Raw genomic sequence first — 24,081 nt, forward strand, 5'->3', positions numbered from 1 at the left:
TCCCAACAAGGGATCCAGTACCGGGACTTGAGAGAGGCCATCATGTGTGCCATCAGCACCGACGCCGAGCGAGAGGCCGCCGTCGCGGCGTGGCTGGCCGACAGCCTCAACCGACCGGGCGACGCACGGCAACAATGGGCAGGCGGACACCTCGCCGTCCTCGCGCTGGGGCGGCGGTTCTCCGCCGTCCGCCTGGCCGATGAGCTGGTCTACACCGTGGCGGCCGACGCGGACCCGGCGACCGCCAGCACAGTCCTGCGGTCGCTGCGCGGGCCCGTCATCCACGACCCGCGCAACCGCCGCTTCTACGCCCTGGTGCCGAGTTCCCCGCCCGGCCCGAGCCTCGGCCGCTATGCGACGCACCTCGGGCTCGGCCACTACATCGGCGTACCCAGGATCGGGGACAACGAGCCGGACGGAACCCGCGCGAGCTACTGGGCTGTACCCCCCACTGCCCCGGGCGCCCTGTGCGACCCCATCCGGCTCAACGCAATGATCGAGGCGGGCACCGCCGCACTCGACAGCCAGGCCGAGGCATGACCGCATCACAGGCACACCTCACCATCGAGCCAACCCCACAGCTCCTCCGGTTGCTCGCGTCAGACGGTATCTATCTCTGGGTCGCCACACGCTCTTCCCGCCACCTCGCGCACCTGCTGCTGACCCACCCGATCGGAATCCGACGCTGCGACACCGAGATGATCGAGGCCCGGATGCGAGGCCTGGCCGCAGCCCTCCAACTGACCGCGCCGGACCACTCCTTGCGTGACATCGGCGACCGGCTGCACCTGCACAACGGCACAGACGTCACCCTGCGCCTCGACGGATGCCCCCACCAGCTGCGCATCCCGACCAGCGGCCACTGGGTGCGCTGCGCCTTCGCTGGCGGACCGGTCACTATCGCTGTCGGTCTGGACGCCCTGCCCGTCCAGGTATCCCCGGCCGTGGTCCGGGACTACTGCGTGAACCGCTTGTCCGCCGGCCGCCTGCTGCTCGGCACGACCTGGGCCCGCACCACCCCATAGGCTCCCTCACTCAACCCCCGACGCACATCAAGGAACCTCGATGAAGATCGCCATTCTGTCGGCCGGGTCGTGGGGGACGGCCTTCGCGGCGGTCCTGGCCGACGCCGCCGGCAACGACGTGATGCTGCACGCCCGCCGTGACGAGATCGCCGACGTGATCAACAATGGTCACGAGAACCCCCGCTTACCTGCCCGGGATCGCGCTGCCCACGATGCTGCGCGCCACCACCGACCCCGCCAGGGCTCTTGCCGGGGCTGACTTCATGGTGGTGTCCATCCCGGCCCAGTCGCTGCGCGCCAACCTCACCCAGTGGGCGCCGCTGATCGAGCCGCAGACGGTCGTGGTGAGCCTGATGAAAGGCATCGAGACCCACAGCGGCCTGCGCATGTCCGAGGTCGTCACCGCGGTGACCCGGGTGCCCGCGGAGCGGGTGGCCGTCGTGTCCGGACCGAACTTGGCCCGCGAGATCGCGAAGAAGCAGCCCGCCGCCTCCGTCATCGCCAGCACCTATGAAACCGTGGCCAAGACCCTGCAACAGGCCTGCCTGACCCCCTACTTCCGCCCCTACACGAACACCGACGTCGTCGGCTGCGAACTCGGCGGCGCCGTCAAGAACGTCATCGCGCTCGCCGTCGGCCTGGCCGGCGGCATGGGTTTGGGCGACAACGCCACCGCCCTCCTCATGACCCGCGGCCTTGCCGAAACCGCCCGCCTCGGCGCCGTCCTCGGCGCCGATCCCCTCACCTTCTCCGGCCTGGCTGGCGTCGGCGACCTCATCACCACCTGCTCCTCGCCCCTCTCTCGTAGTCGTACGTTCGGTGAACACCTTGGTCAGGGCATGACCGTGGACGAGGCGACCGTGGCCACGAAGCAGACGGCGGAGGGCGTGAAGTCGTCCGAGGCGCTGCTGGCCCTCGCGCACCGCTACGGGGTGGAGATGCCTATCACCGAGGTCGTGGTTGACGTCATCAAGGGGCGTATCAACGTCACGCAGGCAGCTGACCGCTTGCTGGCCCGGGCACCCAAGCCTGAACGCTACGGTTCCTGAGCTGCCAGGAGGCAGGAGATCCGGCGTCGGCAAGGGAAGCCTCCGCGGTGGGCTCGGCCGTCAGCCAGAGCCTGGCGGGCGGACAGATAGGCAGAGTTGGGAGGAGCGTCGGCCGGGCCGCTCGTGGCCCCGCGCTCCCACCCAACGCGCGAGCGGCCGGTCGGCCGACACGCGGTCTCGATGCTGAGAGGGGCATCCAACCCTCTGACCAGCGGGGTGAGATGGCGGCCGCGCAGGTCCTGGGCCTGTGCTCTCGTGATCTGCTGGGGACACGGGAGCCCCATCGTGAGGGGCTGTCACCGTGTCGCAGGTTCGACGGTGGGAACGTGTGTCCGGGCGGCCAGGGGTTACAGCGCGTGTGGTGGGTCGGTGTGATCGCTGACGCCAAGGAGGAGCACGTGGTGCCTGAGGGTCTCGGTGATGCTGCCGGTGACCTTCTCGACGTCGAGGCGGAGTCGGATGCGCCGGGCGCCTTCGCCGTTGGCTGCGAGGGCGTGGTCCATTTCGTCATCGAGGCGGTCCAGAGCGGCCTCGGCTCCGGCGTAGTCGACAAGGCCGCGGGCGAGGAGCTGGCGGGTGGCAGGGTCGCGGAGCTGATAGCTGAGCATCGGAGATCGTGCTCCGACCGGTGGGGTGATCAGGTGGTGGGGTCGGTGAGCCAGCGGGCCGCGTCGTATCTGCTGCACTATCTGCTGCGGCATCTCCTGCATCATCTCCTGCACTATCTGCTGCACCCTGTTCCCGGTAGGTGGCACAAACACCGAGTTCAGGCACGTAGTTGGGTGTGGTGGGGGGTCAGGCATCCCCTTCTACCCGACTCCCTGCGCCCAATGATCAAAAAAGGAGGGTGGGGGCTTGGTCTGCGGGTGCGGCGGGGATGGGTTGTGGGGTTGGGTGGTGTGCTCGGCTGGGGGCCTCGCGCGGGGGTGGGGTGCTGTGGCGGCCTGCGTGGCCGTCTGTGGGCCTGGAGTCCGGTCGTGCGGGAAGTCCTGGGGGGATCGACTCGTGGGACTTCGTCGAGCTTGAAAAATCTTATTGACCTGTCGTTAGTGATGGTCTTAGGGTGCCCTGGTGGTTTCTGAGGCGTTGTTCGTGATGATTCATGTGGGGCAGAAGGTCGGGCACCAGCGGAACCTGGAGCACGGCGTGGTGACGCGTTCCTGGGGTTTTCCGAGGAAGCCGGACTGGTACGGCCGGCGGGAGCCGGATTTCGCGGTGCTGGTGACCGGGGCGGCGCCGCGGGTGCAGCCGGGGGAGTGGGAAGCAAAGTCGGTGCGGATGGTGCTGTGCAAGGTGCAGGTCGGTGTGTACGAGGGCACGGCGCCGCACTGGCCGGACGAGGTCGCCGAGGAGCGGGTCATCTACCCCTACCGGCTGGGCCTGGAGCCGCTGGCCGTGCTCGACGATGTGCCGCTGGGCCCGGCCGGGCCGCTCAGTGCGGAGGCGTCGCAGGCGGCGCGCCGGTCGGGGACCCAGCAGGGGGTGGGGTACCTGGTGGGGATGGACCCGCAGCCGTTGTTCGACACGGCCGGCATCGAGGCCGACTGGGCCGCGGACCATGACGTCGCGCTCGCCGCCACACCTGGGGTCACGCCCGAGCAGTTGGAGGGCCCCAACAGCGCCCGGCGCGGGCGGCGGGGCGCGGGCCGGCAGATGGACCCGGAAAAGCGCAGGGCGGTCGAGCTGTACGCCGAGGACAAGGCCGTCACCCACTACCAGGATCCCGGGCGGGGCTGGACGGCGCACAAGGTCGGCAAGCCCTACGACCTGCGCCTGGAGCGGGCAGGGCTGGAGCGGCGGGTGGAGGTCAAGGGCACCACCGGAGCCCCCACCAGCGTGGAGCTGACCGTGAACGAGGTCTTCCACGCCCGCGATGCCCGCCACACCGTCGACCTGTTCATCGTCAGCGACATCAAGGTCACCAAGACGGACGGCACATACCACTGCAGCGGCGGCGACGTCCTGCTGCTCGAGGACTGGCAGCCGGCCGAGGAAGACCTGCGCCCCACCCGCTACCAGTACCTCGTCCCCCAACCTCCTGCTGGCACCCAGCTGTAGCCCCGGTCCGGCCTGCACGATCGGGCCACCGGAACCCGGCGGCAGGGCTGGACGACACGCGCGCGTCCTGCCCGCGTGCGGCACACGCCCCGCCGGGGCCGAGCGGGGGACGGCCCCCTGCGGCCCGGCCCGGTCCGCGTGCCCAGGCAACGCCGCCCGGACCACCACCGGGCCGCGCTCACCCCGCGCGGGGCTGCCCGCGCTGCTGCATGAACCGCATTCGACCGAGGAGACGATGATGCCGTTACTGCGCATGCCCGTGCACGAGTTCGTCGACCGCTGTCAGCAGGGCACGGTGGCCGATGATCTGGCCGAGTGTCACCGGCAGGCGCGACTGGGCCGGCTGGAGGACGGGGAGATACGGTCCTGGCGCAACAGCCTGCCCGCCCTGGCCCGCGTGCTGGACGAAGCCGGACTGCAGCATGTCGAGGTACTGATCGAGTACCAGCTGGCGCTGTCCAGCCTGCGGGCCGACGTGGTGCTGGCCGGCTGGCACCCCCGCACCTCCCAGCCGTCCTACGTCATCGTCGAGCTCAAGCAGTGGACCCACGCCCGGGCCCTGCCCGACACCGAGGACCTCTGCCTGCCAGGGGCCGGCAACAACAACCGGGCGTTCCTGCATCCGGTCGCCCAGGTACGGCGCTACTGCCAGTACCTGCAGGACTTCACCACCGTGCTGGACGCGGAACCCGACGCGGTGGCCGGCGTGGCCTACCTCCACAACGCCGATACCGCCGGCGTGGCCGACCTGCTCGCCCTCGAACCCGACGCCCACGGGCGCCTGTTCACCCGCAGCACCCGCGACCAGCTGATCACCTACCTGCAGTCGCGCCTCTCACCCGCGCACGGCACCACAGCCGCCGACGAACTCATCGACAGCCCCCTGGCACCCAGCCGTCCCCTGCTGCGCGCGACCGCGGAAGAGATCCTGCACGCCGACCGGTTCGTCCTGCTCGACCAACAGCAGGTCGCGGTCTCGCTGGTGCGCCGCGCGGTGAAGAAGGCCCGCGAAGCGGACAGCAAAGAAGTCCTCATCGTCACCGGCGGCCCCGGCTCCGGCAAAAGCGTCATCGCCCTGCACCTGATGCGCCACCTCGCCCACGACCGCCACACCGTGGTCCACGCCACCGGATCCAAGTCCTTCACCCGCACCCTCCACCACGCCGTCGCCACCGACAACCCCCGCGTCCGCAAGCTCTTCGGCTACTTCATGAACTTCGCCGACGCCCCCAAGAACGGACTGGACGCACTGATCTGCGACGAAGCCCACCGCATCCGCGCCCACTCCGTCCGCCACCGCGGAGTCCGCCAGATCGACGAACTCCTCGACGCCGCCCGCGTCCCCGTCTTCCTCCTGGACGACCACCAAGTCGTACGCCCCGGCGAAATGGGCAGCCGCCAAGCGATCGACCAGGCCGCCGCCGCCCGAGGCCTGCGCCCACGCCACATCGACCTCAACGGCCAGTTCCGCAACGGCGGCAGCCGCGCCTACGAACAGTGGGTCCTGCGCCTGCTGCAGCTCACTGACGAGCCCGCCACCGAGTGGGCCGACGAGCGGACCTTCCACGTCCGCGTGGCCGACTCCCCCCAGCAGATGGAAGACCTCCTGCGCGCCAAGGAGGCGCAGCACCTCACCGCCCGCATCACCGCCGGCTTCTGCTGGAAATGGAGCGACCCGCTCCGCCGCAGTCTGGTCGACGACATCACGATCGGCTCCTGGCGCAAGCCGTGGAACCTGCGCGGCGACTCCCGCCTCGACGGCGTCCCCCCGTCCTGGCTGTGGGCCACCGATCCCGACGGCTTCGGCCAGGTCGGCTGCATCTACACCGCCCAGGGCTTCGAGTACGACTGGAACGGCGTCATCCTCGGAGACGACCTCGTCTGGCGCCAGGACCGCTGGCTCCCCAACCCCCGGGCCAGCAGGGACTCCGCGCTCAGCAGCACCGACCCCGCCACCTTCCTGCGCTTGGTCCGCAACACCTACAAAGTCCTCCTCACCCGTGGCATGTCCGGAACCCTCCTGTACTCCACCGACCCCGAAACCCAGGCAAGACTGCACCAACTCGTGCCCGCACCGAATGCGGCAGAGCCCGACACGGCTGTGTCACCGGTGAGTGCGTCGTGAGCCCAACAGCCCTGAGCGCGGGCGCAGTTGCACCTGGTGATTGCCCGCGCCCAATCGATCAGCATCAACCGTCCGAACGCCGTACGAGGCTTGGTCGCCGAACTGCCGTCAAGCCGGGCCGACGACCACGACCGGGAGGGCTGCTCGGACGATCTCTTCCAGGACCATGACGGCCGACGGTTGCGGTGGACACCTTGAACCCAGCGCCGAGATGGGCGAGCGTCTCGTTCTTACGCAGGTACACGAGCGTGAGTAGGGCCTGACGGAGGCAGCCGAGCCTGCGCCGACGGGAGTTCAGTTCACACCTTCGGGCAAGATGAGCCAGGAGACGTGCTCGACACCGAGTGAGGGACGTCGAGCATGGCACGGTACGGGGCCAATAGGGCTCCTGGGTCTGGACGTTGATGAGTGAGATCATCAACGGAACGACCAGGAGCCCTGCCACGTCACGAGCCCTCCCGAGCAGCTCTCATCACTCCTCAACCTGAGGACACTGACAACGTGGCTCTGCATGGGGTGAGCGGGCTGGATGTCAGTGCCGCCTGGTATTGCTGGGAGCATGACGATCGGATCTCTGCAGAAGTCGCTGGCCGACTTCGCCGCTGAACGCGAGTGGGAACAGTTCCACACCCCGAAGAACCTGGCAATGGCCTTGGTCGGTGAGGGCGGAGAACTCCTCGAAATCTTCCAGTGGCTGACGCCTGAAGAATCCACTGCCGTCATGGAAGATCCCGTTCGGGCGCCGCAGGTGCGCGAGGAAATGGCCGACGTCTTCGCGTACTTGCTCAGACTGGCCGATGTTATTGATCTTGACCTGGAGCAGGCTCTGGTTGAGAAGATCGAAGCCAACCGTCGGAAGTACCCGGCGCACCTCGCACGAGGCCGGGCGGACAAGTACACACAGCTGGGGGGATGAGTCAGCCGATGCGCATCGTCATGCAGCCGGCCAGGCGCTCGAGGAAGGTCGTCAACAGGCACTACCAGGACACGATCGCGAAACCGGTGGCCTTCGACGACTACGCGCATCTGCTCGACGCTCAGGTCCTGGACCAGCTCCACACGCTGTTCCCTGAGGGCTCTGCCCCCATGTGGGGTGTGGCTCCAGGAAAGAGGGACGTCAACGCCTCCAAGATCAAGAAGATGCGCCCGGGCGATGGGGTGGTCTTCACCGGCGACAACAAGCTGTACCTCGGTGGAACCATCGCGTTGACATGGCGCAACAAGGCCATGGCCATGCAACTTTGGGAGACCGAAGACGACGGCAGTACATGGGAGTTCATGTACGCCATCTCTGGCATCCAGGGCTTCGACATCCCCATGACGGAAGTCCGGAAGCTACTTGAATGGGACGAGAACCGGAACGTCATGGGGATAACCGTCCTCGGCAACGACGAAAGTGACACCCTCCACTCACTCCTGACGCTCGACCCAGCGCCGGCGGCGCCTGCGCCCGTTGATGAGCAGGAGGAAGAAGCGGCCATTGCCAACTTCGACGGGGAGTTGGAGCGCAAGTCTCAACGAGCCCATCGGGGCGAGCAGACCGCGCTGAAGCGCCGCCTCCTGCCCGGCAACACGGGTGAGTGCGCCCTGTGCGGGCGGCACCTTCCGGGCGCCTTCCTCATAGGCGCCCACATCAAGAAGCGCTCCGTGTGCGACGACGATGAGAAGCGCGACCTTGCCAACATCGCGATGCTCGCCTGCACCTTCGGCTGCGACTCCCTCTACGAACACGGCTACATCGCCGTCGCCCCTCCAGGCGTGATCCAGGTGAGCCCACTCGCTAAGGACCTGCCTGAAGTCGCGAAGCACATTGAGGAAAAGCTCGCTGGACGGAAGGTCACCTGGTGGAACGAGGACCGCGAGAAGTACTACCAGTGGCACCGCACCCACACGTTCAAGGACAGCCCGCCAGCATGACCGCGTAGGGTGCAACGGCCGCTGCCCTCCTGACCTACGGAAAAGCGGCCGTTTCAGCACGTTTTCTAGGGGAAACCAGCCCTCCCTGGGGAGCAATTGGGGAGCGCCGGAGCGGTCATCGACAACGCGTCGTGAACGCTCCGAAAGGCAAGACCTCCCAGCTCAGGACGATTTCGATCAGCATCTGGTGACGTTGACCGTGAGCCCGACCCGGGTCGTCTCCTTGTCCTTGCCTTTCATGGCGTTACTGAGCTTCCGGACGCGATGTCGTCAGCGCGATCTGGGCTGAGGTAGCCCAGTCGCGGTGAGGCAGTCGTCGATGAGGTCGCTGCGGTACTGGATCTTGCGTAGCCCGTGGCGGAGATTCCGGTCGAGGTGCTCGGGGTCGGCGAAGGCGGTGTTGGCCTGTGAGCTTCGCCGCAACAGAGACCAGATGCCCTCGACTGGGTTGAGATCGGGTGCGTAGGACGGCAGTTGGAAGGAAGTGACCCAATCCTGTTCGGCGATGAAGTCGCGTAGCCCGGCCGCCCGGTGGGTGTTGAGGTTGTCCCAGACGAGGATGAGTGGAGCGCCGAGCTGCCTGTGGGCCGTGCTCAGCAGGTCACGGAAGTCGGTCCAGGCGAAGCTGCGGCGCTCTCCCTTGGCTCTGCGGCCGGTGTCTTTATGCTGGCGCATTCGGTAGAGCAGGCGGGAGCGTTCGCCGGGCCGGTAGCAGCACATCGCGGCCAGAGAGATCCGGCAGGCAGAGCGGCCCCGCACCCGAACGATCGGGGTGTTCCCGCGTCGTGACCAAGTCCGTGTGGTGGGTGGTGTCATGGAGAAGGCGGCCTCGTCCTCGAAGACAACGTACGCTCCGAGCGCCGCCGCGGCGCTTCCACCGTCGGCCAGGTCTCCTTCGCCCAGCCGCTGATCTGGTGCTCGTCCCGTTCCAGGGCTCTGCGGGCCGGGACCTGACAGCTCCAGCCGTGGCGGTGCAGCATGTCCGCGATGGTCGACAGCGACAGGCTTTTGTGGAACCGGCGTCCGATCAGCGTCTTGATCCTCACCAGTGTCCACGTCTGGTTCGTCCATCCATGCGCGACCGGCCCCTTGCCCAACTCCGCCTCCAGCACCGCGAACAACGTATCGCTGAGCCTGGACCGCGCCGCAGGGCCCCGTGAGCGCAGCGCCTGCTGGCCGCCGTCATGCCACGGGCGGCGCCACCGCTGAACTGAACGCACGCTGACTCGTAGTTCCCTGGCCACCTTCGCGTTGTCCTGGCCGACGGCGAACCTCTCGGCCGCTTGCAAGCGGATGCGCTCACGGAACGTCCGCCGTTCAGCGGTCAAGCCACCCCCTTGCGGATACCTCATGCCTTCGATGTACCGCGGCGGCCACCAGCTGTCACCCCTACGACATCGCGCCCGGAAGCTCAGTAACGGTCTGAACCGGTTCAGGCACGAATTCCGTGAAGTCGATCGTGCTGCAGTGCGCCGGTGACACTCCGTCACTTTCGGGTGGATGCTGACCGCGTGTGAAGAGATCTTTCTGCTGCTTCCGCCTTGATGACCAACCGTGAGGGCGACCGGCTGCCGCACCGGATCGCCGACGTGTGCGCGGACGCGCAGTGCGACCTGACGAACTTCGCCGTCGGCCTGCTGTCGGACCTCGACGCCGTCGTCTTCGGCATGAGCACCGACTGGTCATCCGGGCCGGTCGAGGGCAGAGCCAACGACCTCAAGGCGCTCAAGTGCAGCATGTTCGGGAAGGCGAAACCACCCCTGCCGCGAAAACACCTTTTCCTGATCGCCGCAAGCCGCCGGTCACAGACCGCTACAAGCAACTGAGCGACTTCACGGAATTGAACCTGTTGGTGATGTTCGCTCGGTGAGGTGAAGCTTGCCGCCGCCGTTCCTATCGATCTATTCATGGTGGTCTTCTGAGGGGAGCGGGGCGGATCGAGCGGTCGAAGGGGAGGCCGCGATGGCGATGGGATCGGGGACCGGGCGGGTGATTCCGCCGTTGACGGTGCGGATGGCGCGGGCGAGCAACCCGCGGGGCACGGCGGCGATGTGGGTGCGGGACCGGCTGGACGAGCTGTTCACGGATGAGGACTTTGCCGACTGGTTCCCGGCGGACGGGCGTAAGGGGCTCTCATCAGCCCGGTTGGCGATGGTGTCGGTGAGTTCGGCGTTCTCCTTCTTCAACGCCTTGAGCTGGGCAGACTCCTCCGTCGTCCCCGGGCGCTGGCCCGCGTCGATCTCGTGCTGCTTCAGCCAGTTCCGCAGCGTCTCACGGGAACCGATGCCGAGCTTCTCGGCAACCGCCTGCAGAGCAGCCGTCTCGGTCGGGTAGTCGTCGCCTACCTCGGCGACCATGCGCACCGCACGACGGCGGAGCTCAAGCGGTAACGGGAAGGTCATGCCATGACTCGATCCTTTCACGAAATCGAGTCTCCATTCGAAGCGGGGCGGTTCAGTCTGCACGCCACATCGTGGTGGTGGCGCTGGTTGCCTTCACGACCACCTCGTCCGGCTGGTCGTGCGGGGCCGGCCACAGTTGGATGAGGTACGTCTCGACGGGCAGGTGTTCGTTGCGTGCTTCGCCGTCGTCGCGGTTGGTGGTGGCGACCAGCAGGGCGTAGCGCCCGGCCGGGAGCTCGGCTCCCAGGGGCAACTCGGCGGCCGGACTGGCGTCTTCCCCGAGCAGCGACGCCGGTCCACCTGGCCAGTCGATGGTGATCACCGCTATGTCCTGCCAGCCGTCCGGGTCCGAGGGCGGCTCGACGGGCCACGTCTGGGCGGTGATGCGAACGGCGTCGGCGTAGACCCCTGTGGCGATCACGGCGACCGTGCCCTCCTCGAAGGGCCGTGTCTCGGCCGGGGTGCCGAGCAGCCCGTTGCGGGGCAGGTCCAGACAGCCGGGCGGCGCTCCGGCCGTGGCGAGGGTGAAGCGGTTGTACTCCACGATGAGCAGGCCGGTGGTGCTCGTCGTGGGCAGGGTGGGACGAGGCATCGAACACGCCGTTCGTGATGCGGGTGAGAAGGAAATCGCCGCCCCGGGAGGTCAGTTGACCCGTCCGGGGCGGCGGGCTTGTCACCGAAACCGTACTACTGGACCCAAACCCGGAAGGGGTCGTTGTCCAGGACCCGGTTGGTCTTGTAGAAGCCGCCCAGGAACGCCCCTTGGTGGCTGTTGTCCGTGGCCGGGAGCATGCACGATGACCAGCCGTGCGGGCCGGTGGCCCCGGTCGGCACTCCCCAGGCGGCGTCCATCTCGCACCACTCGTCCCCGATCGGTGTCTTCTGGATCGGCGGTGCGAACGAGCGTGCCGTTCCCTGCGGGGTCGCCGACGCCGCCCCTTCGTACGTGGACCGCATCGGGTATTCGTCACACTGCTTGTTCGCGGGCCGTACCCACGTCGGCGTCGCCGGGCAGGCCCGGTCGCCGTTGGCCCGCTTCTTGGCCGAGTCGGTCAAACGGTGCAGAGGGTCGCCGGAGGGGTACTTGCCGGGCAGCCCGGAGTTCTGCGCCGCTTCCACGTGCCAGCCGACCGTCGGGTACAGGCCGTTTTTGTAGATCACCCACGTCGGTGTGTACACCGGCACCGCGCACCCGGCGCCGAGCAGTGCGTTCGGCGACAGCCCGGGGGTGTAGTCACCCATGTCGTTGCCGTCGGTGGAGAAGGCGTTGTCGCAGCGTGCCTGCGGCGGGGGCGGCACGGTGACCGTCTCGGAGGGTTCGAAACCGGCGGCGGTGACGAAGTAGTTCCAGGTGGGAGCCAGGTGCGTGATCGCTCCGAACTCGTCGTGAGTCGGCTCCCAGTACGACTCCCCGTCGTTGTTCTGGTCCCGCTTGTAGTTTCCGGGCTTGAGCCCGGAGTCGGAGATCGGCTTGCAGTCGCCTGAACAAGTGGCCCAGCCGTGAATCTGCTGGAGTCCCCAGAAGTCCAGTGTCCCGGCTCGCTCGGCGAAGTACTTGGTGAGCCGGATCTGATTGGCGAGGTTGTCGATGTCGCCGCTCATGTAGGCGAACGAAGTCTCCAGGTGTTTCGCGGTACCGACGTCGATGGGTTCACCATTGACGATCTCGAAGTACCCGACCGTGACATCGCGGATCTGGCATTCGTCCGACCGTGTGTACCACCAACCGCTGAAGGCGTGGTCGTAGCACCATGACGGCGGCTGGACGTAGTCCTTGGGCGTGACGTCCTTCGGCGTGACGGCGGACGGTTGCGCGCTCTTCAGGGCCGCCGACCGCTGAGCGCCCGTGCTCTCCGGGACGGAACGCGCCGTGCGGATCGCCGCGTCGCGCGCGGCCAGACTGGCCGTGGAGCCGGGGGCGTTGACCCTCGTACAGGTGACGACAGTCTTGCCGGCCAGCCCACCCGGTGCGGTCGTCGGCAGCGGCCTGGCCTTCTTGCCCTTGGCTTTGAGGGACGCTGGCGAACAGGTGTCCGAGGTGATCTCTTGTCCCCTGAACTGCTGCGGCGGCGTCTTTGCAGCCGGGGCGACGGGGGGCATGCCCGGGGCCGCCGCCGGGTTCGGGGGCGTCGCCAACGCCGCGCCGGAGGAACCGATCAGCGCCATTGCGCTCAGTGCGGCTAGCAGACCCAGTTTGAGCCGGTGCCGCCCGGATGGTTGTGCCCAAGCCGTTCGTACCTGCTGTCTCACGTTCTCCCCCTCGACGGAAGGTGGAATGAGATCCGCGACAGGCGCGCAGGGCAACGGGACTTATGCGTGATTCCTCTGGAGCGTCCCCGACATTCTTCCCCCGCTGGCCGCATCTCTCCCCTTACGGACGACAACCCTGCCCATGCCTCACAGGAACCATCAAGCCGGATTTCAGGAATGGCCGGATACGCCCACGCATGCCGACGAGCTGCTCCGGCGCGGTACCTGTGGCCGTGCTCCGGCAGCGATTCCCGGCCATGCACGGGCGGAATTCGAGTGTTGCCGGGGCTCACCATGGTTTCTGTGGGACGTGCTCGCGATGGCGTAGCCGATGGTCGAGCTCTGGCGGCCCAACTCGGCCCCGGGGGACCGGCGTGGTGAGGCGGCACGCCGAGCGGCCGCACGAGGCTCTGGAGCCGTGGAGCCGGCCCGACAGGAAGCGGCTCCAGGGAGACCGTCCAACGCCGGGTGGAGCAGCGCATCGGCAGCGGGCTGCGGACGCCCCGGCGACCCCACTCAGTCCCAGTCCATGCCGAGGTCGGCGAGCTGCGCGAGCTGTTGTTCGTTGAGCTTGTCGCGTCGGGTTTTCTGGTTGGAGACCCACACTCCGAGCCGTGCGTCGTGCTCGTGGCCGTCGATGGTGATCTGTTCGGTGTGCTGGCGTGGGATGACGGTCCGCTGTTCCCGCTGGACGTACTGCGCAAGGGCCGCCAGGCCCCGGGTGAACGCCTCCGCACCCCGCGCCGCCCCAGCTTTCGCCCCACCCTGCGCCGACGCCTTACGGGCCTGTGGGGCGGCGTGTACGCCGCACTCGGCGAGTCGCTTCTGCTGCTCGGTGTTGAGCCGGCCGAAGTCGCGCCGTCGGCGGGCGAGCCGCCGCCCGATGTCGTCCCCGCGCCAGGTCGCCCCGGGCACGATGCCCCCCAGCAGCGCCCCATCGTGCAACAGGGCTTTCAGGCCGACGTAGCGGCGCTGCCAATCCACCGTCCACCCCAACACCGCCGGATTCCAGTCCTCATCGACCGCCGCGAGCTCGGCGGCACGCCGTTCGGCGCGTACCGGGTCTTTGCCCAGCCCACCGGGACGGCGGATGTTGGTCAGCCACTGCCCCACCGGCCGATCCAGCGCGGTGGCGTGCCGGGGCGCGGCCAGTGTCCCGGCCTCCACGAAGTACGCGCGCGCCGCGGCCAAGTTCTCAGCGAACTGGGCATCAGCGGTGTCCCACGCGATCCCCAGCGCCTCCCTCGGCCCGTTGGCTGCTCATCTGCCCGGCCCGCAACGCCCGCCGCTGATCCGACAGCCACCGCCCCAAGGGGTAGGCGCCCTCCAGATGCTCGTACGGCACCTCCAGATCACCCACCCGGTCCCGGTACCGAACCGCAGCGTCATACCCGCGGATCCAGTCCTGCTGCTCTGGCTCGATCACCCGGAACTTGACCCACTTCGCGACCATCACAGGTCTTGCCGGTGCCGGCGGGGCCGTCGATGACCTGGTCCATCAGGCCGTCGAGGCGCCCGCTGTTGCGGTGGACCGCCTCGACGGCCGTCTCCTGCATGTGGGTCATCGCCTGTGTGGGCACCATCCGCAGATGCCGGCTACTACGAGTTGCCATTGCTGTCCCTGGCTGTGGTCTGCTTCATCAGCACCTCACCAAAGCTCATGACGGGCGTGAACCGGTAGCTGACTTCGGTGTCGCGGTCGTTCCGGGGGTGCTCGGCGTCAGGCCGGAGATGTTGACAACCGCCTAGTCCGGATTTTCGCTGGTGACATTGGCGGTATTCCACGTGCCCGGCCTTGATCGTGTTCCCCTCGTTCCAAGTGGTGGCCTGGACCGTGGCGTGCATGGGGGAAAGCATCTTGGCGTCGATGGCCACCACACCGACTGGCGCAGCCGCCGGCTTGGACCACCGCTTGAGACGGGTCGCGTTCTTGGACTTGGTTATATTCAGCTCCAGAAAGCTTGTGGCCACGCCCGGTTGGGGCGAACGCACGGCCAGCTTTTCCGCCCGCCGCGGGGAGAAAGCGAATTCGGCGACAGCGAAAGATGCCAACACTCGTCACGGATTCCGGCCGCCGGGGTCAGCCGTCCCCGATGCCGAGGACGACGTGGACGTCGCTCACCCCGGAGTTCACGCGAACGCTCCGAGCGTGTCCATGCCCGCACGATGCCGATGCCGTCGATCATGGCCTTGCCGCATGAAATCCGCATGAACCAGTCGAAAGGACAGTCATGTCGCGACGGACCCTGAGGCCGACCCGCGCCCAAGTCGCAGCGCTGCTCACCGCATCGGTGCTCGGTGTGGGCCTGCTCGCCCCGTCGGCTTCCGCGGATCCGCCTCCGCTCGGCCCGAAGGTCGACAGCAGCAGCGTCATCGACAGGGTCTGCCGGGAGGCGAACGCCGAGCCCGACGAGGGCCCGGCCTTGTCCTGCGAGCGGGACCTCGCACCGCGCCTCTCGCACCTCATCGGCCCTGGGAGCGGGGTCACCTGCCGGAACCAGTCCCCGAGCGCCATCGTCTGCCGCCGGTGATATTCGGCGTTGGGTTTTCAGTGGTTCGGTGTTGGGTTTCAGCTCGGTGTTTGCCACCACGCTCCTGCCGGCGCTGCCCACATCCGCGACAGCCTCGCCCCCGTCGCCCTCCTGCCGCGCATCCTGCGCTCCACGCGTCTGCTTGCTCTCGCAGACGAACTCGATGCCAAGATCCTCACTGTCTCCCTGGGCATGTCCTACGCAGGAGTCGCCCACTACCGCCCCAACCCGATCCTCACCAGACCGATGTGACGATGTGGGTGTCCCAGCCGCCTGGCCTGCGGAGCTTTTTTAACTCCGGTCATGGGTAAGCAAGTTGGTCGGGCACTGCGCAGTTGCACCGATCCGCGACAACCGCAGCCGTTGACGAGCGCCGGGGGTAACTGAAGGGGAAAGAGCTCGTACCATCCGGCCTCCGCCAGGGGTGTGAATGTGCGGGGTGGTGTCAGCGGGTTGGGTTGGGTGTGTAGCGTACTGAGCTGGCTTTTTCGATGGTGTTGTCTGTGGATTTTGGCTGTCGTGGGGTGAGTAAATCGTGTCGTGGTGTGCGAGTTGGTCCTAGCACACCGGGCCGGTGGCTGACGTGGGGATGCACATTGAAGCCCCGCCATCTTGAAGTCGCAGGTCATCGGGGTGGCATGGCGTCGTGCTGGGGTGCTCGTGCTGGTCGCGGGCGGCAGTCTGTGTCCTTGATCGCCAGGCAGCGGTCAACGCCGGTCTGCTCGTTTCCAGGTCGTCGTTTTCAAGTCGCGGAGGCGTACGGATCCGTAGGCTCGCGGGATGACGGAGATCAACGAGGTCGCCGAACGCGTCGCAGCCCGCCGGGCGGAGCTCGACGAGGAGGAGAAGCTCCTGGCCGGACGGCCCGATGCGGTCCGCGCCGAGCGGGAGGAACTCGCGGTGGCGATGCGCGTGTGGGAACGAATGCACGCCCCGCTCGACACGGAGAGGCCGTCGACGCAGGCGGAAACGGCTCAAGTGGGCGGTTGCGGTGCGCTGTTGGTCCCGCACTGGAAGGCCGGCGCGGGCGAGGCCATCCTGCCGCCGGACTACCAGCGGCTGATGAAGACCGTGCGCGATGCCGGTGGTCCGGTCCGGGTCAAGGACGTCGGCGTCGGGCTGGACTTCGAGGTCGAGGTGAAGGGCCGGCTGGAGCCGCTGCGCGGCAAGCTGAGCAAGCTCGCCGGGCGGGGATGGCTGCGCAAACGGCCTGACGGACGCTTCCAGACCGCACCGTAGGTACGGCCTCGTACCCGTAACCGGCGTGTCCCCGGCGGCCGTTGGCTCGACGTGTGCATGAAGAGGATCAACGAGCCTGCCGGGGACACCGGCTTCCCTGTCCACCAGTGCCGCGTCTACCAGTGCCGCCTGCCGGTGTCCCGGAAAACCAACGAATACTGCACCGATCTGCTGAGCCGTCACCTGGAGAAGATCGGCTCCCGCCGGCGCCGTCTGGCACCCGGACGGATCGTCGTCATCGTGCTCGCCGTGCTCCGCCACGACCAGCGCATGGCCGGCGGCAACCAGGTCGGCGACACCACCGTGCGCCGCCGACGCGACGAACTGATATCCCTGCTCGCGGCCCACGCACCCCGTCTGGACCGCGCGTGCAAGAGGAAGCTGCCGGATACGGATCACGCGACCTGCCCGGTCAGGGAGTGCAGGCAGTCGGCGACCCCGTCGCCCCGGGCCGAGGGGGAGCTGGCTGCGGAGGCTGTTCCGGCGAAAGTGAACGGAGCCCACGAGCCTCCGCCCGCCCGACCGGAGGGATCGGCGGCGGCTCTCATGCCGCGTACCGTCTCCAGGTAGTCGCCGATCGCGTCCCGGTTGCGGGTCAGGCAGTCGATCCGCTGCGTCAGGTGGCCGTGTTCGCACTCCACAACCCTGAGCATCTCGGGCGTCAGATCGTCGAAGTAGATGCTCCGGGGCTTGTCCAGGCAGGGCAGGATCTGCCGGATGCCCCGGGTCGGCAGCCCGGAGCCGAGCAGTCCCTTGATCTGCATCACACGGCCCACGTGAGTTCCCTGAGTCAACCTCTACGCCGTCAGGGGTGGTTCGACGGCCGTATTGATTTTGCCGTTGGCTTGGTGGATTGCGGGGTCGTAGCAGGCTCCGTCTCGCCAGCAGGCCCACATCACGCGGAGCCAGGCGCGGGCCAGGATGCGAACGGCATGGGGGTGTCGCTTCTTGCGGGCCCGTGCGTCGTTGTAGATCTTGGCGGCCCAGTCGTTGCCGTGTCGGCTGTTGTCGGCGAAGGTGGTCAGGGCCACGCGGGCTCTGCGGTTGGTCGCGAAGCGGAAGGCGACCGTGCGGGACTTGCCCGAGGCGCGGGTGACGGGAACGACGCCGGCTTCGGCGATGAGCTGTTCGCAGGACTGTGCTCGCTCCAGGATCGGGCCGATCTCACCGATGGCCTGGCCGAGGCTGGCTTTCCCGATGCGCGGCATGGTGGCGAACAGCGGTGCGTAAGGGTGCTTTTCGGTGGTCTCGCTGATGGCTTTGTCCAGGGTGCGGATGGTCGCGCGTGCACCCTGCACGAGTTGGACCTGGACGCAGATAAGCTGTCCGGCCGTCTGCTCGCTCAGGCGGGAGGCTGCCTTGGGAGCCGAGCGCAGGCGTTCGATCAGGACGCTGCCGGGCTTCTTGCCGGGGTATCCGTGTCGTTTGCACCACACTTCGAGGCGTCCGGCGGTGAGTTTGGCGGCGGAGGCCGGGGTGGGGAATCGCTCCAGGAAGGCCATGGCGATGTCGCTGTCGAGTTCGTAGAAGACGGCCTTGCCGCCGGGCCAGTGCTCGTCCAGGAGCGCGGCGAGCTGGTTGACGGCCGCGACCTTGGCTTCGATGTGGCCGGCTCGCTGCCTGTGATTGTGCGGTGTGGTGTCAGCGGGTTGGGTGTCAGCGGGCCGGGCTTCGGTGAAAGGGTTGTTGGCCTGCTCTTTTCGGGTGCCGTGGCAGGGCGCTGTGGCTGTCATGCCGTGAGGAAATGGCTGTCATGGCCTGCGAGTTGGGCGTAGCACACCTGATGGGCGGCTGACGTGGGGATGCCCATTCCTGTGCACCCGGTGCCAGCGTCCCGGTGTGCTGGTGGGTATGACTGCACGGTCCTCGCCACTTGCTGCCTCCGCCCCGACCTCGGGGGAGGAGGCGGAATCGCGATCTGCTTCCCCAGGGCTGGGCTCGCCCGTGCAGGATCGGGCGTTGATCCGCCAGGTGGTGGTGCGGCGTCTGCTGACTCTTCGTGAAGCGGGCATGCTGGAGACGGTCCATGTGCGGATCGCTGCGGACACGGCCGGGGTACATCTGCGGACGGTGTGGAACTGGCTGGCCCGAGCACAGGACACGGGGCGGGTAGAAGGATCACGCCGACGTGTGGCGTACACGGTCACGGACGAGTTGTGGGCCCGGCTGTCGGACCTGGGCGGGAACGTCAAGGCTTTGCACCGCTGGATGCAGGAACAGGCCGAAGCCGCGAACCCCGAAGGGGACGTGCCGGGCGCGAATCGGGTTCCGGCGCTGACGACGCTGCATGACGCGATCCGCCGCGAGAAGCAGGCCGGCCGTACCCTGGCGATCTCCCGCCCCGCTCATGCCCGCCGTACCCCCGAGCGTTACGACCGTGCCCTGGCCGAGCTCGCCCTGCCGGGCACCGTCGACGAGTTAGGCCGGCCTGCCCCGCCCGCTACCGAGCCCGGCGGGGGTGACAGCACTCGGGAACAGCCAGGCCCGTCCTCGTTCGGCTACGGGGTACGGCTCTACGCCCCGGGCGCACGTATGGTCTCCACCCTCCAACTCGGCGAGGTCACCGAAGTTCTCGCTCATACCGTCGCCGCCCGGGGTGTGCTGTGCGTGTACGGAGACACGGGGCACGGCAAGACCGTCGCCCTGGACCAGGCCCTGCGCCAGCTGCCGCGCCGTGTCCCGGTGCACCATGCGCTGGTGGCGGTGAAACCGGCCCTGCCGCAGTTGCGGGCCGCGCTGCTCACCGCCTTCGGCTTGCCCGCCACCGCGTTGACGAACCGCACGGATGCCGCCGACCGCACCCTGCTGGAGGCATTCCAGGCCCCGGGCGTGCTGGTGATCGACGACGTCCAGCGCATCGCCGCACCCGAGCTGGACTACCTCCGTCTGCTCGTGGACGCCCCCACTACCCAGACCTCTTTGGTGCTGTGCGGGGCCGGCGCCGAGCGCACCCTGGCCCGTGCTCCCGCGCTGGCTTCCCGCATCCTCACCTGGCAGCACATGCCACGCCTCACGGCTTCCCAAGCCCCGGGCGTGCTGCGCCTGTTCCACCCGCTGTGGGACGCCGCCGAGGATGCCGATCTACTGCACGCGGACGAGACGTGCGCCCGCGGGAACTTCCGCACCTGGGCCAAGATCACCTCCCACGTCTACGCGGCCGTGAACCGCCGCTCCGCCGCCGCTTTGGACCGTGCACTGCTGACCTGGGCCTGTGCCCGCCTCGGCCCCCGCCCCTGACCGGCTCACCACCGAATGCCAGCCCCCTACGAGCGGGACAGAAGGGCCCAGATGAACACGTCCACCCCGGACAACCCGCCACCATCACCGATTCCTTCCGAACCCGCCTTGGACGCGGTGTCGCTGACCGCCCTGCGCACCCCGGCCGTGCGACAGCTTCTCCAACTGCGCGCCCAGGGCAGGCTCAGTCGCGGCCATGTGGCCGCGACTGCCCGGTGCTTCAACGTCTCGGAGCGCACCGTGTGGCGGTGGCTGGCCGACGCCACCACCCCCACCACGGTTGCTTCCCCGGGCGCCCGCCGCGTCACCCGTTTCGAGATCACCCCCGAGCTGCGGGTGCTGCTGGCGTACTGGCACGGCAACGCCTCCGCGGTCCACCGCGAACTCCTCACCCGCGCCCGCCAGACCCCCGCCGCGCCACCCGCACCCTCACCAGACGCATACGCCTCCGACCCACGCCCGGCCACGCCCCCACCCCACTCGCCCCGCAGCGCGCTCCCGGGCGGTGCCCCGCCCACCGCTGTGCCGCTGCTGGATCCGGTCCCATCGCTGGCAACGTTCCTGCGGGCGGTGCGCCGGGACCTGACGGCGGGGGAGCGGGCCGGATACCGCAACGGCCCTGAGGCCGCCCGTGCCCTGGACGTGTTCGCCAAGCGTCCCCGGACCTGGCGCAACCAGGTGTGGGAGGCCGATCACGTCCAGGCCCCGCTCCGGGTGGAGGCCGACGGTGACCTCGTCGACCCGTACGTCACCTGGTTCATCGACTGCGCGACGAAAGCCGTCACGGGCGTCGCGGTCACGCCCGGCTGCCCGACCCGCGCCTCGGTCCTGGCCGCGCTGCGCTCCGCGGTCGTGCGTACCGAGCCGTACGGGCCGTTCGGCGGGCTGCCCGCCCATGTGCGGTTCGACCGGGGCAGGGACTTCCTGTCGCGCACGGTGTCCACCGCGCTGACCGCGCTGGACTCGGACATCACCGTGCTGCCGCCCTACAGCCCGCACTTGAAGGGCGGCATCGAGAACCTCAACCGCTGCGTGGGCCGGATGCTGTTCGCCGCCCTGCCCGGCTACACCCCCAAGGAGCACAAGCCCCGCCGCCGCCCCGTCCAACCGCCCGCCCCGGTGCCGGCGATGACGTTCCAGGCCTTCACCGAGGAGCTGCTGGCCTGGGTGTGCTGGTGGAACACCGAGCACCGCCCCGACGGCCTGCACGGCGCCACCCCGCTCGAAGCGTGGCAGGCCGATCCGACCCCGCTCAACGACGTCCCCGCAGCCGACGTGTGGTCCTTCACCCTCGAGGACGACGGCCGCACCCGCACGATCACCAGCCACGGCGTCCGCTTCCGCAACCGCGACTACATCGCCGGCTGGATGACCGGGCAGGCCGGCCGCGAGGTCAGTGTGCGCTTCATGCCGCACCACACCCACGAGATCGAAGTCTGCACACCCCACGGCCACCGCCTGGGTACCGCGCACCTCGCCGACCGGGCCACCGACGAACAACTCGCCGCGCTGCGCCGCGCCCGCGCCCGGCGAGCTCGGCGCCTGCGGGCTGACGCCAAGGCGGCCGAACAGCTGCGCCACGAACGCTTCGCCCCCGCCACGGCCCCCACCGACGCGCTGCGTCTCAACGCGGTCACCGCGGCCGAAGCCACCCGGGAACTGGCCCGCCACGATGAAGGCGACCTCGCCAAGCTGGCCCTGCCCGATCTGATCGCGCCCGCACCCCCGCCCCCCGACTGGCCCATCCCGGACTCTCTGAAGGCCCGCACCCGGCCCACCGGCTCGCCGCCCACCCCCGCTCACGAGGACACCCCATGACCCGTCATCTGCCGCCCGCGCCCACCGACCAGTACGTCGCCCTGCCCGACGCCCGTCTCGTGACCACCCGGGCGCTGCTCACCGCCCGGGAGAACCTCGCCGACACGATCAATGCCCGCGCGATGATGTGTATCCATGGCGGCGCCGGCTTCGGCAAGACGGTGGCGGTCACCAGCTGTCTGCGCGAACTCGAACCCGGCGAGGACATCCACCGCATCACCTTCCACGCCCGCGCTACCACCCGCGCGGTGCGCCACGAACTGTTCACCAGCCTCGGGCTGCCGGGCCAGCCCCCGCGCTACGCCAGCGAGTTCGACCACGTCCTCATGAACGAACTCGCCACGCATCCGCGCACCCTCGTCCTGGACGAGGCGCAGTGGCTTTCCAGCGACCAGCTGGAGTACGTCCGCTACATCTGGGATGACCCCTACACCCAGCTCGCGATCGTCTTCGTGGGAGGAGAAGGCTGCTACCAGGCCCTGCGCAAGGAACCGATGCTCTCCTCCCGGATCTTCATCTGGCAGCGCATCAGCCGTCTCACACCCGAGGAGGTCCTGGACGTCATCCCGCTCTACCACCCCATCTGGGCCGAGGCCGACCCCGACAACATCACCTTCGCCGACAGCCGCGCCGCGCACGGCAACTTCCGTAACTGGGCCCGTCTGACCGCCCACACTCATATCGCCCTCGAGCGCACCGGCCGTACCCGTGTCGACCAGGAAGTACTGCGGTGGGCCTTCAGCCGGCTGGGCCCCACCGGTTAGCCAGCAGCCCCCTCCTGACATCCATTCACTGCCCAACATGACTGCTGTTCCAGCTACTTGACGGAATATCAGCTGGGCAACCTCAGCCGACCCATGCGCTGAGGAAGCCCGGAGCACTCTCAGGGGACAGAACCGGAGATACGGATACCCCGAAACTTTTCTGCGAAGGAAGCACTGCGGCCCATCCGGCCTCCGCCAGGGGTGACCAGTCGGCTCGGGACACTACACAGTGCTGTGAAGTTGTTGGTGGGTGTCGCGGTGGGGTGATGGGGGCGTTTTTCTGTCACCGGGGTTGAGCAGCTCGTTTCGGTTTGTTGATCTAGTGAGTGTCTGTTCGGCGTGGCTCTGGTGGTGACGTGTCGTGTTGTTTCCCGTGACAGCGGGATGCGGTTTCCTGAGCGTTGATAGCTGGTAGGGGTGGGTCAGTTTGGGCCCGACTCGCCCATGATGCGTGCCCTGGTGCACTTGTTGATGTGGGCTTCCATTCCTTCAGCCTGGCGGTGGGCATTGCTGAGCTTGGTGTCGTCGGTGACCGAGGCGGTGAGGAGTTGTTCGACGTCGACGACGGTGATTTTCCCTCCGGTGGAGGTGTCGACGAGCTGTGCCTCGTGGAGGCTGGCGCCGTGTAGGTTCCCGGCCGTCAGGTGTGCGCCTCGGAGGTCTGCCTTGTGCATCAGCGCGTCGCGCAGGTCGGCGCCCAGTGCGTCCGCGTCCCGCATGTCTGCTTCGGAGAGCTGAGTTCCGCGCAGGTTGACGTTGTTGGCTTGGATGTGGCGCAGCGAGGCTCTGTAGAAGCTGCTGCCTGCGAGGTTGGCACCGGTGAGCTCGGCGCCGTCCAGGTTGCATCCGACGAAGAGTGTCCGTGGCAGACGGGCGTGGTGGAGATTGACGCAGGGGAGGTCGGTGTTGCTCAGGTCGATTTCTGATTCTGCGGCACGTTCAGGGCGCCGTCCGAGGACAGTCAGCGCGGCCCGTATGTCGTCGGAGGGCGGGTTTGGTTTGCTGCCGATGACCTGAGCACGGGAGCGGTCTCTTTTCGCGTATTCGCGTATGTAAGCGGCGAGGAGCTGGACTACGGTGTCGTGGTCTTTGGCTGAGTCCCGCATGATGCGTTCCAGGGCGTAGATTCCGCCCAGGCGCTCGGTGCGGTCTGTGTGAGCGAGGAGACTGACAGCCTTGATGTAGTAGTCCGTCAACTGGGCTTCGAGCGTGAGCTCCAACTGCCGTCGGTCTTTCTGTCGGTTGTGCTCCAGCGTCTGCTGGGTGATCTTTAGGTTCCGCTGCTGGAAGATCAGGCCGATCGCTCCGGCTGAGGCGACAGCGAGGGCGGCAAGGCCGGTGCGGAAGCCGGATACCACGGTGGCTTTCGGGCCTGGGTCATGGAGCCGCCCGAGTTCCACCCGGTCAAGGAACCACGGCGCGCGCCACATCACGGTGAGGACCAAGCCGAAGGCGACCACGATCGTCACGGCGATGACGGTCCATTGACGCCATGAATGCTGGTGGTCTGGGAGCGAAGGAATCTGGTCTGGATCGGGCATGAGAGCTCCGGGGAGGTCGGGCCGAGAGCGATGACCCTAGCCGCCGCCGTGCGTTCTGGGGCGTGATTCTGGTGTTGACGTTGCTTGCTGTCCGCCGACAGCCGACAGAGAAACATGGCTACCTG

At 68.0% G+C, this 24,081-nt stretch carries 24 protein-coding genes and 2 pseudogenes; 13 read left to right on the forward strand and 13 right to left on the reverse strand.

What is annotated here, in order from left to right; translation table 11 throughout:
* The first annotated feature begins 42 nt into the window (after positions 1-42).
* The 3 genes and pseudogenes from ACSHXC_RS40405 (at position 43) to ACSHXC_RS40415 (ending at position 2,074) form a co-directional block, all read left to right on the forward strand.
* On the forward strand, positions 43-540 hold the full coding sequence (locus ACSHXC_RS40405; protein ID WP_438296324.1) for a hypothetical protein: 498 nt from the start codon (positions 43-45) through the stop codon (positions 538-540).
* Positions 537-1,025 (forward strand): hypothetical protein, encoded by a 489-nt coding sequence (locus ACSHXC_RS40410; protein WP_438296326.1) that lies wholly within the window; start codon positions 537-539, stop codon positions 1,023-1,025. Before ACSHXC_RS40405 ends, ACSHXC_RS40410 begins: the two co-directional genes overlap by 4 nt.
* A 40-nt stretch (positions 1,026-1,065) precedes the next feature.
* Positions 1,066-2,074, forward strand: a pseudogene (locus ACSHXC_RS40415) (NAD(P)H-dependent glycerol-3-phosphate dehydrogenase).
* 347 nt (positions 2,075-2,421) lie between these two features.
* Here ACSHXC_RS40415 and ACSHXC_RS40420 read toward each other — a convergent pair.
* A complete protein-coding gene (locus tag ACSHXC_RS40420) occupies positions 2,422-2,808 on the reverse strand; it encodes a hypothetical protein (RefSeq protein ID WP_438296328.1) in 387 nt (128 codons plus the stop codon).
* Positions 2,809-3,169: 361 nt separating this feature from the next.
* Here ACSHXC_RS40420 and ACSHXC_RS40425 point away from each other — a divergent pair, with 361 nt between their 5' ends.
* A complete protein-coding gene (locus tag ACSHXC_RS40425) occupies positions 3,170-4,132 on the forward strand; it encodes a DUF3883 domain-containing protein (RefSeq protein WP_438297086.1) in 963 nt (320 codons plus the stop codon).
* A 238-nt stretch (positions 4,133-4,370) separates the two neighbouring features.
* Entirely contained in the window at positions 4,371-6,257 is a 1,887-nt protein-coding gene (locus ACSHXC_RS40430; protein ID WP_438296330.1) for a DNA/RNA helicase domain-containing protein, read from the forward strand.
* 166 nt (positions 6,258-6,423) lie between these two features.
* Here the strand turns inward: ACSHXC_RS40430 and ACSHXC_RS40435 are convergent.
* Positions 6,424-6,619: pseudogene (locus ACSHXC_RS40435) on the reverse strand (transposase family protein); the annotation flags it as partial.
* 197 nt (positions 6,620-6,816) lie between these two features.
* Here ACSHXC_RS40435 and ACSHXC_RS40440 point away from each other — a divergent pair.
* Together ACSHXC_RS40440 and ACSHXC_RS40445 are read left to right on the forward strand one after the other, a co-directional pair.
* The gene (locus tag ACSHXC_RS40440; RefSeq protein WP_438296331.1) at positions 6,817-7,173 is read left to right on the forward strand and encodes a nucleotide pyrophosphohydrolase; all 357 of its coding nucleotides are present in this window, start codon (positions 6,817-6,819) and stop codon (positions 7,171-7,173) included.
* Positions 7,174-7,181: 8 nt separating this feature from the next.
* Positions 7,182-8,174 (forward strand): hypothetical protein, encoded by a 993-nt coding sequence (locus tag ACSHXC_RS40445; protein WP_438296333.1) that lies wholly within the window; start codon positions 7,182-7,184, stop codon positions 8,172-8,174.
* Positions 8,175-8,444: 270 nt separating this feature from the next.
* Here ACSHXC_RS40445 and ACSHXC_RS40450 read toward each other — a convergent pair.
* A protein-coding gene (locus ACSHXC_RS40450; RefSeq protein ID WP_438296334.1) for an IS630 family transposase occupies positions 8,445-9,526 on the reverse strand; the annotation gives its coding sequence in 2 pieces (ribosomal slippage) (positions 8,445-9,080 and positions 9,083-9,526; 1,080 coding nt in all).
* Between the two features lie 192 nt (positions 9,527-9,718).
* Here ACSHXC_RS40450 and ACSHXC_RS40455 point away from each other — a divergent pair.
* Entirely contained in the window at positions 9,719-10,000 is a 282-nt protein-coding gene (locus ACSHXC_RS40455; RefSeq protein ID WP_438296335.1) for a hypothetical protein, read from the forward strand.
* 75 nt (positions 10,001-10,075) lie between these two features.
* Here ACSHXC_RS40455 and ACSHXC_RS40460 read toward each other — a convergent pair whose 3' ends face one another.
* The 7 genes from ACSHXC_RS40460 to ACSHXC_RS40490 all read right to left on the reverse strand — a co-directional run bounded on the left by ACSHXC_RS40460 (position 10,076) and on the right by ACSHXC_RS40490 (position 14,881).
* Entirely contained in the window at positions 10,076-10,576 is a 501-nt protein-coding gene (locus ACSHXC_RS40460; protein ID WP_438296337.1) for a hypothetical protein, read from the reverse strand.
* Between the two features lie 52 nt (positions 10,577-10,628).
* Positions 10,629-11,168 carry a hypothetical protein gene (locus tag ACSHXC_RS40465; protein WP_438296339.1) on the reverse strand — a complete coding sequence of 180 codons (540 nt, stop codon included), beginning with the start codon at positions 11,166-11,168 and terminating at the stop codon, positions 10,629-10,631.
* Positions 11,169-11,263: 95 nt separating this feature from the next.
* A complete protein-coding gene (locus tag ACSHXC_RS40470) occupies positions 11,264-12,742 on the reverse strand; it encodes a hypothetical protein (RefSeq protein ID WP_438296341.1) in 1,479 nt (492 codons plus the stop codon).
* Between the two features lie 600 nt (positions 12,743-13,342).
* The gene (locus tag ACSHXC_RS40475) at positions 13,343-14,062 is read right to left on the reverse strand and encodes a helicase associated domain-containing protein (RefSeq protein ID WP_438297087.1); all 720 of its coding nucleotides are present in this window, start codon (positions 14,060-14,062) and stop codon (positions 13,343-13,345) included.
* Positions 14,037-14,279: a helicase associated domain-containing protein gene (locus ACSHXC_RS40480; RefSeq protein WP_438296343.1), complete on the reverse strand. Its 243-nt coding sequence runs from the start codon at positions 14,277-14,279 to the stop codon at positions 14,037-14,039. The genes ACSHXC_RS40475 and ACSHXC_RS40480 overlap by 26 nt, the downstream gene beginning before the upstream one ends.
* Entirely contained in the window at positions 14,212-14,391 is a 180-nt protein-coding gene (locus ACSHXC_RS40485) for a hypothetical protein (protein WP_438297123.1), read from the reverse strand. The genes ACSHXC_RS40480 and ACSHXC_RS40485 overlap by 68 nt, the downstream gene beginning before the upstream one ends.
* A gap of 34 nt (positions 14,392-14,425) precedes the next feature.
* A complete protein-coding gene (locus ACSHXC_RS40490) occupies positions 14,426-14,881 on the reverse strand; it encodes a hypothetical protein (protein WP_438296344.1) in 456 nt (151 codons plus the stop codon).
* A gap of 176 nt (positions 14,882-15,057) precedes the next feature.
* Between ACSHXC_RS40490 and ACSHXC_RS40495 the strand changes: the two genes are divergently transcribed.
* Together ACSHXC_RS40495 and ACSHXC_RS40500 are read left to right on the forward strand one after the other, a co-directional pair.
* The gene (locus ACSHXC_RS40495) at positions 15,058-15,357 is read left to right on the forward strand and encodes a hypothetical protein (RefSeq protein WP_438296345.1); all 300 of its coding nucleotides are present in this window, start codon (positions 15,058-15,060) and stop codon (positions 15,355-15,357) included.
* 780 nt (positions 15,358-16,137) lie between these two features.
* Positions 16,138-16,596, forward strand: coding sequence for a hypothetical protein (locus ACSHXC_RS40500; RefSeq protein WP_438296347.1), 459 nt, complete (start codon positions 16,138-16,140; stop codon positions 16,594-16,596).
* 395 nt (positions 16,597-16,991) lie between these two features.
* Here ACSHXC_RS40500 and ACSHXC_RS40505 read toward each other — a convergent pair whose 3' ends face one another.
* On the reverse strand, positions 16,992-17,372 hold the full coding sequence (locus tag ACSHXC_RS40505) for a hypothetical protein (protein ID WP_438296349.1): 381 nt from the start codon (positions 17,370-17,372) through the stop codon (positions 16,992-16,994).
* Between the two features lie 21 nt (positions 17,373-17,393).
* Positions 17,394-18,329, reverse strand: a complete 936-nt coding sequence (locus ACSHXC_RS40510; RefSeq protein WP_438296350.1) for a transposase — start codon at positions 18,327-18,329, stop codon at positions 17,394-17,396.
* A 226-nt stretch (positions 18,330-18,555) separates the two neighbouring features.
* Between ACSHXC_RS40510 and ACSHXC_RS40515 the strand changes: the two genes are divergently transcribed.
* The 3 genes from ACSHXC_RS40515 to ACSHXC_RS40525 are packed head-to-tail and all read left to right on the forward strand — an operon-like array spanning position 18,556 to position 22,415.
* Complete coding sequence (locus tag ACSHXC_RS40515; protein ID WP_438296352.1) at positions 18,556-19,833, forward strand: AAA family ATPase; 1,278 nt, start codon at positions 18,556-18,558, stop codon at positions 19,831-19,833.
* A gap of 51 nt (positions 19,834-19,884) precedes the next feature.
* Positions 19,885-21,651: a transposase gene (locus ACSHXC_RS40520; protein ID WP_438296354.1), complete on the forward strand. Its 1,767-nt coding sequence runs from the start codon at positions 19,885-19,887 to the stop codon at positions 21,649-21,651.
* Positions 21,648-22,415, forward strand: a complete 768-nt coding sequence (locus ACSHXC_RS40525; RefSeq protein WP_438296355.1) for an AAA family ATPase — start codon at positions 21,648-21,650, stop codon at positions 22,413-22,415. Before ACSHXC_RS40520 ends, ACSHXC_RS40525 begins: the two co-directional genes overlap by 4 nt.
* Before the next feature lie 422 nt (positions 22,416-22,837).
* Here the strand turns inward: ACSHXC_RS40525 and ACSHXC_RS40530 are convergent, their stop codons facing one another.
* Entirely contained in the window at positions 22,838-23,956 is a 1,119-nt protein-coding gene (locus ACSHXC_RS40530) for a pentapeptide repeat-containing protein (RefSeq protein ID WP_438289511.1), read from the reverse strand.
* Positions 23,957-24,081: the final 125 nt, after the last annotated feature.

The sequence above is a fragment of the Streptomyces sp. HUAS TT7 genome, assembly GCF_051550175.1.
Taxonomy (GTDB): Bacteria; Actinomycetota; Actinomycetes; order Streptomycetales; family Streptomycetaceae; genus Streptomyces.

What these genes read in the sequence shown, in the direction of transcription:
- ACSHXC_RS40405 (WP_438296324.1), top strand. Translation starts at nt 43, where the DNA reads ATGTGTGCCATCAGCACCGACGCCGAGCGAGAGGCCGCCGTCGCGGCG.
- ACSHXC_RS40410 (WP_438296326.1), top strand. Translation starts at nt 537, where the DNA reads ATGACCGCATCACAGGCACACCTCACCATCGAGCCAACCCCACAGCTC.
- ACSHXC_RS40425 (WP_438297086.1), top strand. Translation starts at nt 3,170, where the DNA reads ATGATTCATGTGGGGCAGAAGGTCGGGCACCAGCGGAACCTGGAGCAC.
- ACSHXC_RS40430 (WP_438296330.1), top strand. Translation starts at nt 4,371, where the DNA reads ATGCCGTTACTGCGCATGCCCGTGCACGAGTTCGTCGACCGCTGTCAG.
- ACSHXC_RS40440 (WP_438296331.1), top strand. Translation starts at nt 6,817, where the DNA reads ATGACGATCGGATCTCTGCAGAAGTCGCTGGCCGACTTCGCCGCTGAA.
- ACSHXC_RS40445 (WP_438296333.1), top strand. Translation starts at nt 7,182, where the DNA reads ATGCGCATCGTCATGCAGCCGGCCAGGCGCTCGAGGAAGGTCGTCAAC.
- ACSHXC_RS40455 (WP_438296335.1), top strand. Translation starts at nt 9,719, where the DNA reads ATGACCAACCGTGAGGGCGACCGGCTGCCGCACCGGATCGCCGACGTG.
- ACSHXC_RS40460 (WP_438296337.1), bottom strand. Translation starts at nt 10,576, where the DNA reads ATGACCTTCCCGTTACCGCTTGAGCTCCGCCGTCGTGCGGTGCGCATG.
- ACSHXC_RS40465 (WP_438296339.1), bottom strand. Translation starts at nt 11,168, where the DNA reads ATGCCTCGTCCCACCCTGCCCACGACGAGCACCACCGGCCTGCTCATC.
- ACSHXC_RS40470 (WP_438296341.1), bottom strand. Translation starts at nt 12,742, where the DNA reads ATGGCGCTGATCGGTTCCTCCGGCGCGGCGTTGGCGACGCCCCCGAAC.
- ACSHXC_RS40480 (WP_438296343.1), bottom strand. Translation starts at nt 14,279, where the DNA reads ATGGTCGCGAAGTGGGTCAAGTTCCGGGTGATCGAGCCAGAGCAGCAG.
- ACSHXC_RS40485 (WP_438297123.1), bottom strand. Translation starts at nt 14,391, where the DNA reads ATGACCCACATGCAGGAGACGGCCGTCGAGGCGGTCCACCGCAACAGC.
- ACSHXC_RS40495 (WP_438296345.1), top strand. Translation starts at nt 15,058, where the DNA reads ATGTCGCGACGGACCCTGAGGCCGACCCGCGCCCAAGTCGCAGCGCTG.
- ACSHXC_RS40500 (WP_438296347.1), top strand. Translation starts at nt 16,138, where the DNA reads ATGACGGAGATCAACGAGGTCGCCGAACGCGTCGCAGCCCGCCGGGCG.
- ACSHXC_RS40510 (WP_438296350.1), bottom strand. Translation starts at nt 18,329, where the DNA reads ATGACAGCCACAGCGCCCTGCCACGGCACCCGAAAAGAGCAGGCCAAC.
- ACSHXC_RS40520 (WP_438296354.1), top strand. Translation starts at nt 19,885, where the DNA reads ATGAACACGTCCACCCCGGACAACCCGCCACCATCACCGATTCCTTCC.
- ACSHXC_RS40525 (WP_438296355.1), top strand. Translation starts at nt 21,648, where the DNA reads ATGACCCGTCATCTGCCGCCCGCGCCCACCGACCAGTACGTCGCCCTG.
- ACSHXC_RS40530 (WP_438289511.1), bottom strand. Translation starts at nt 23,956, where the DNA reads ATGCCCGATCCAGACCAGATTCCTTCGCTCCCAGACCACCAGCATTCA.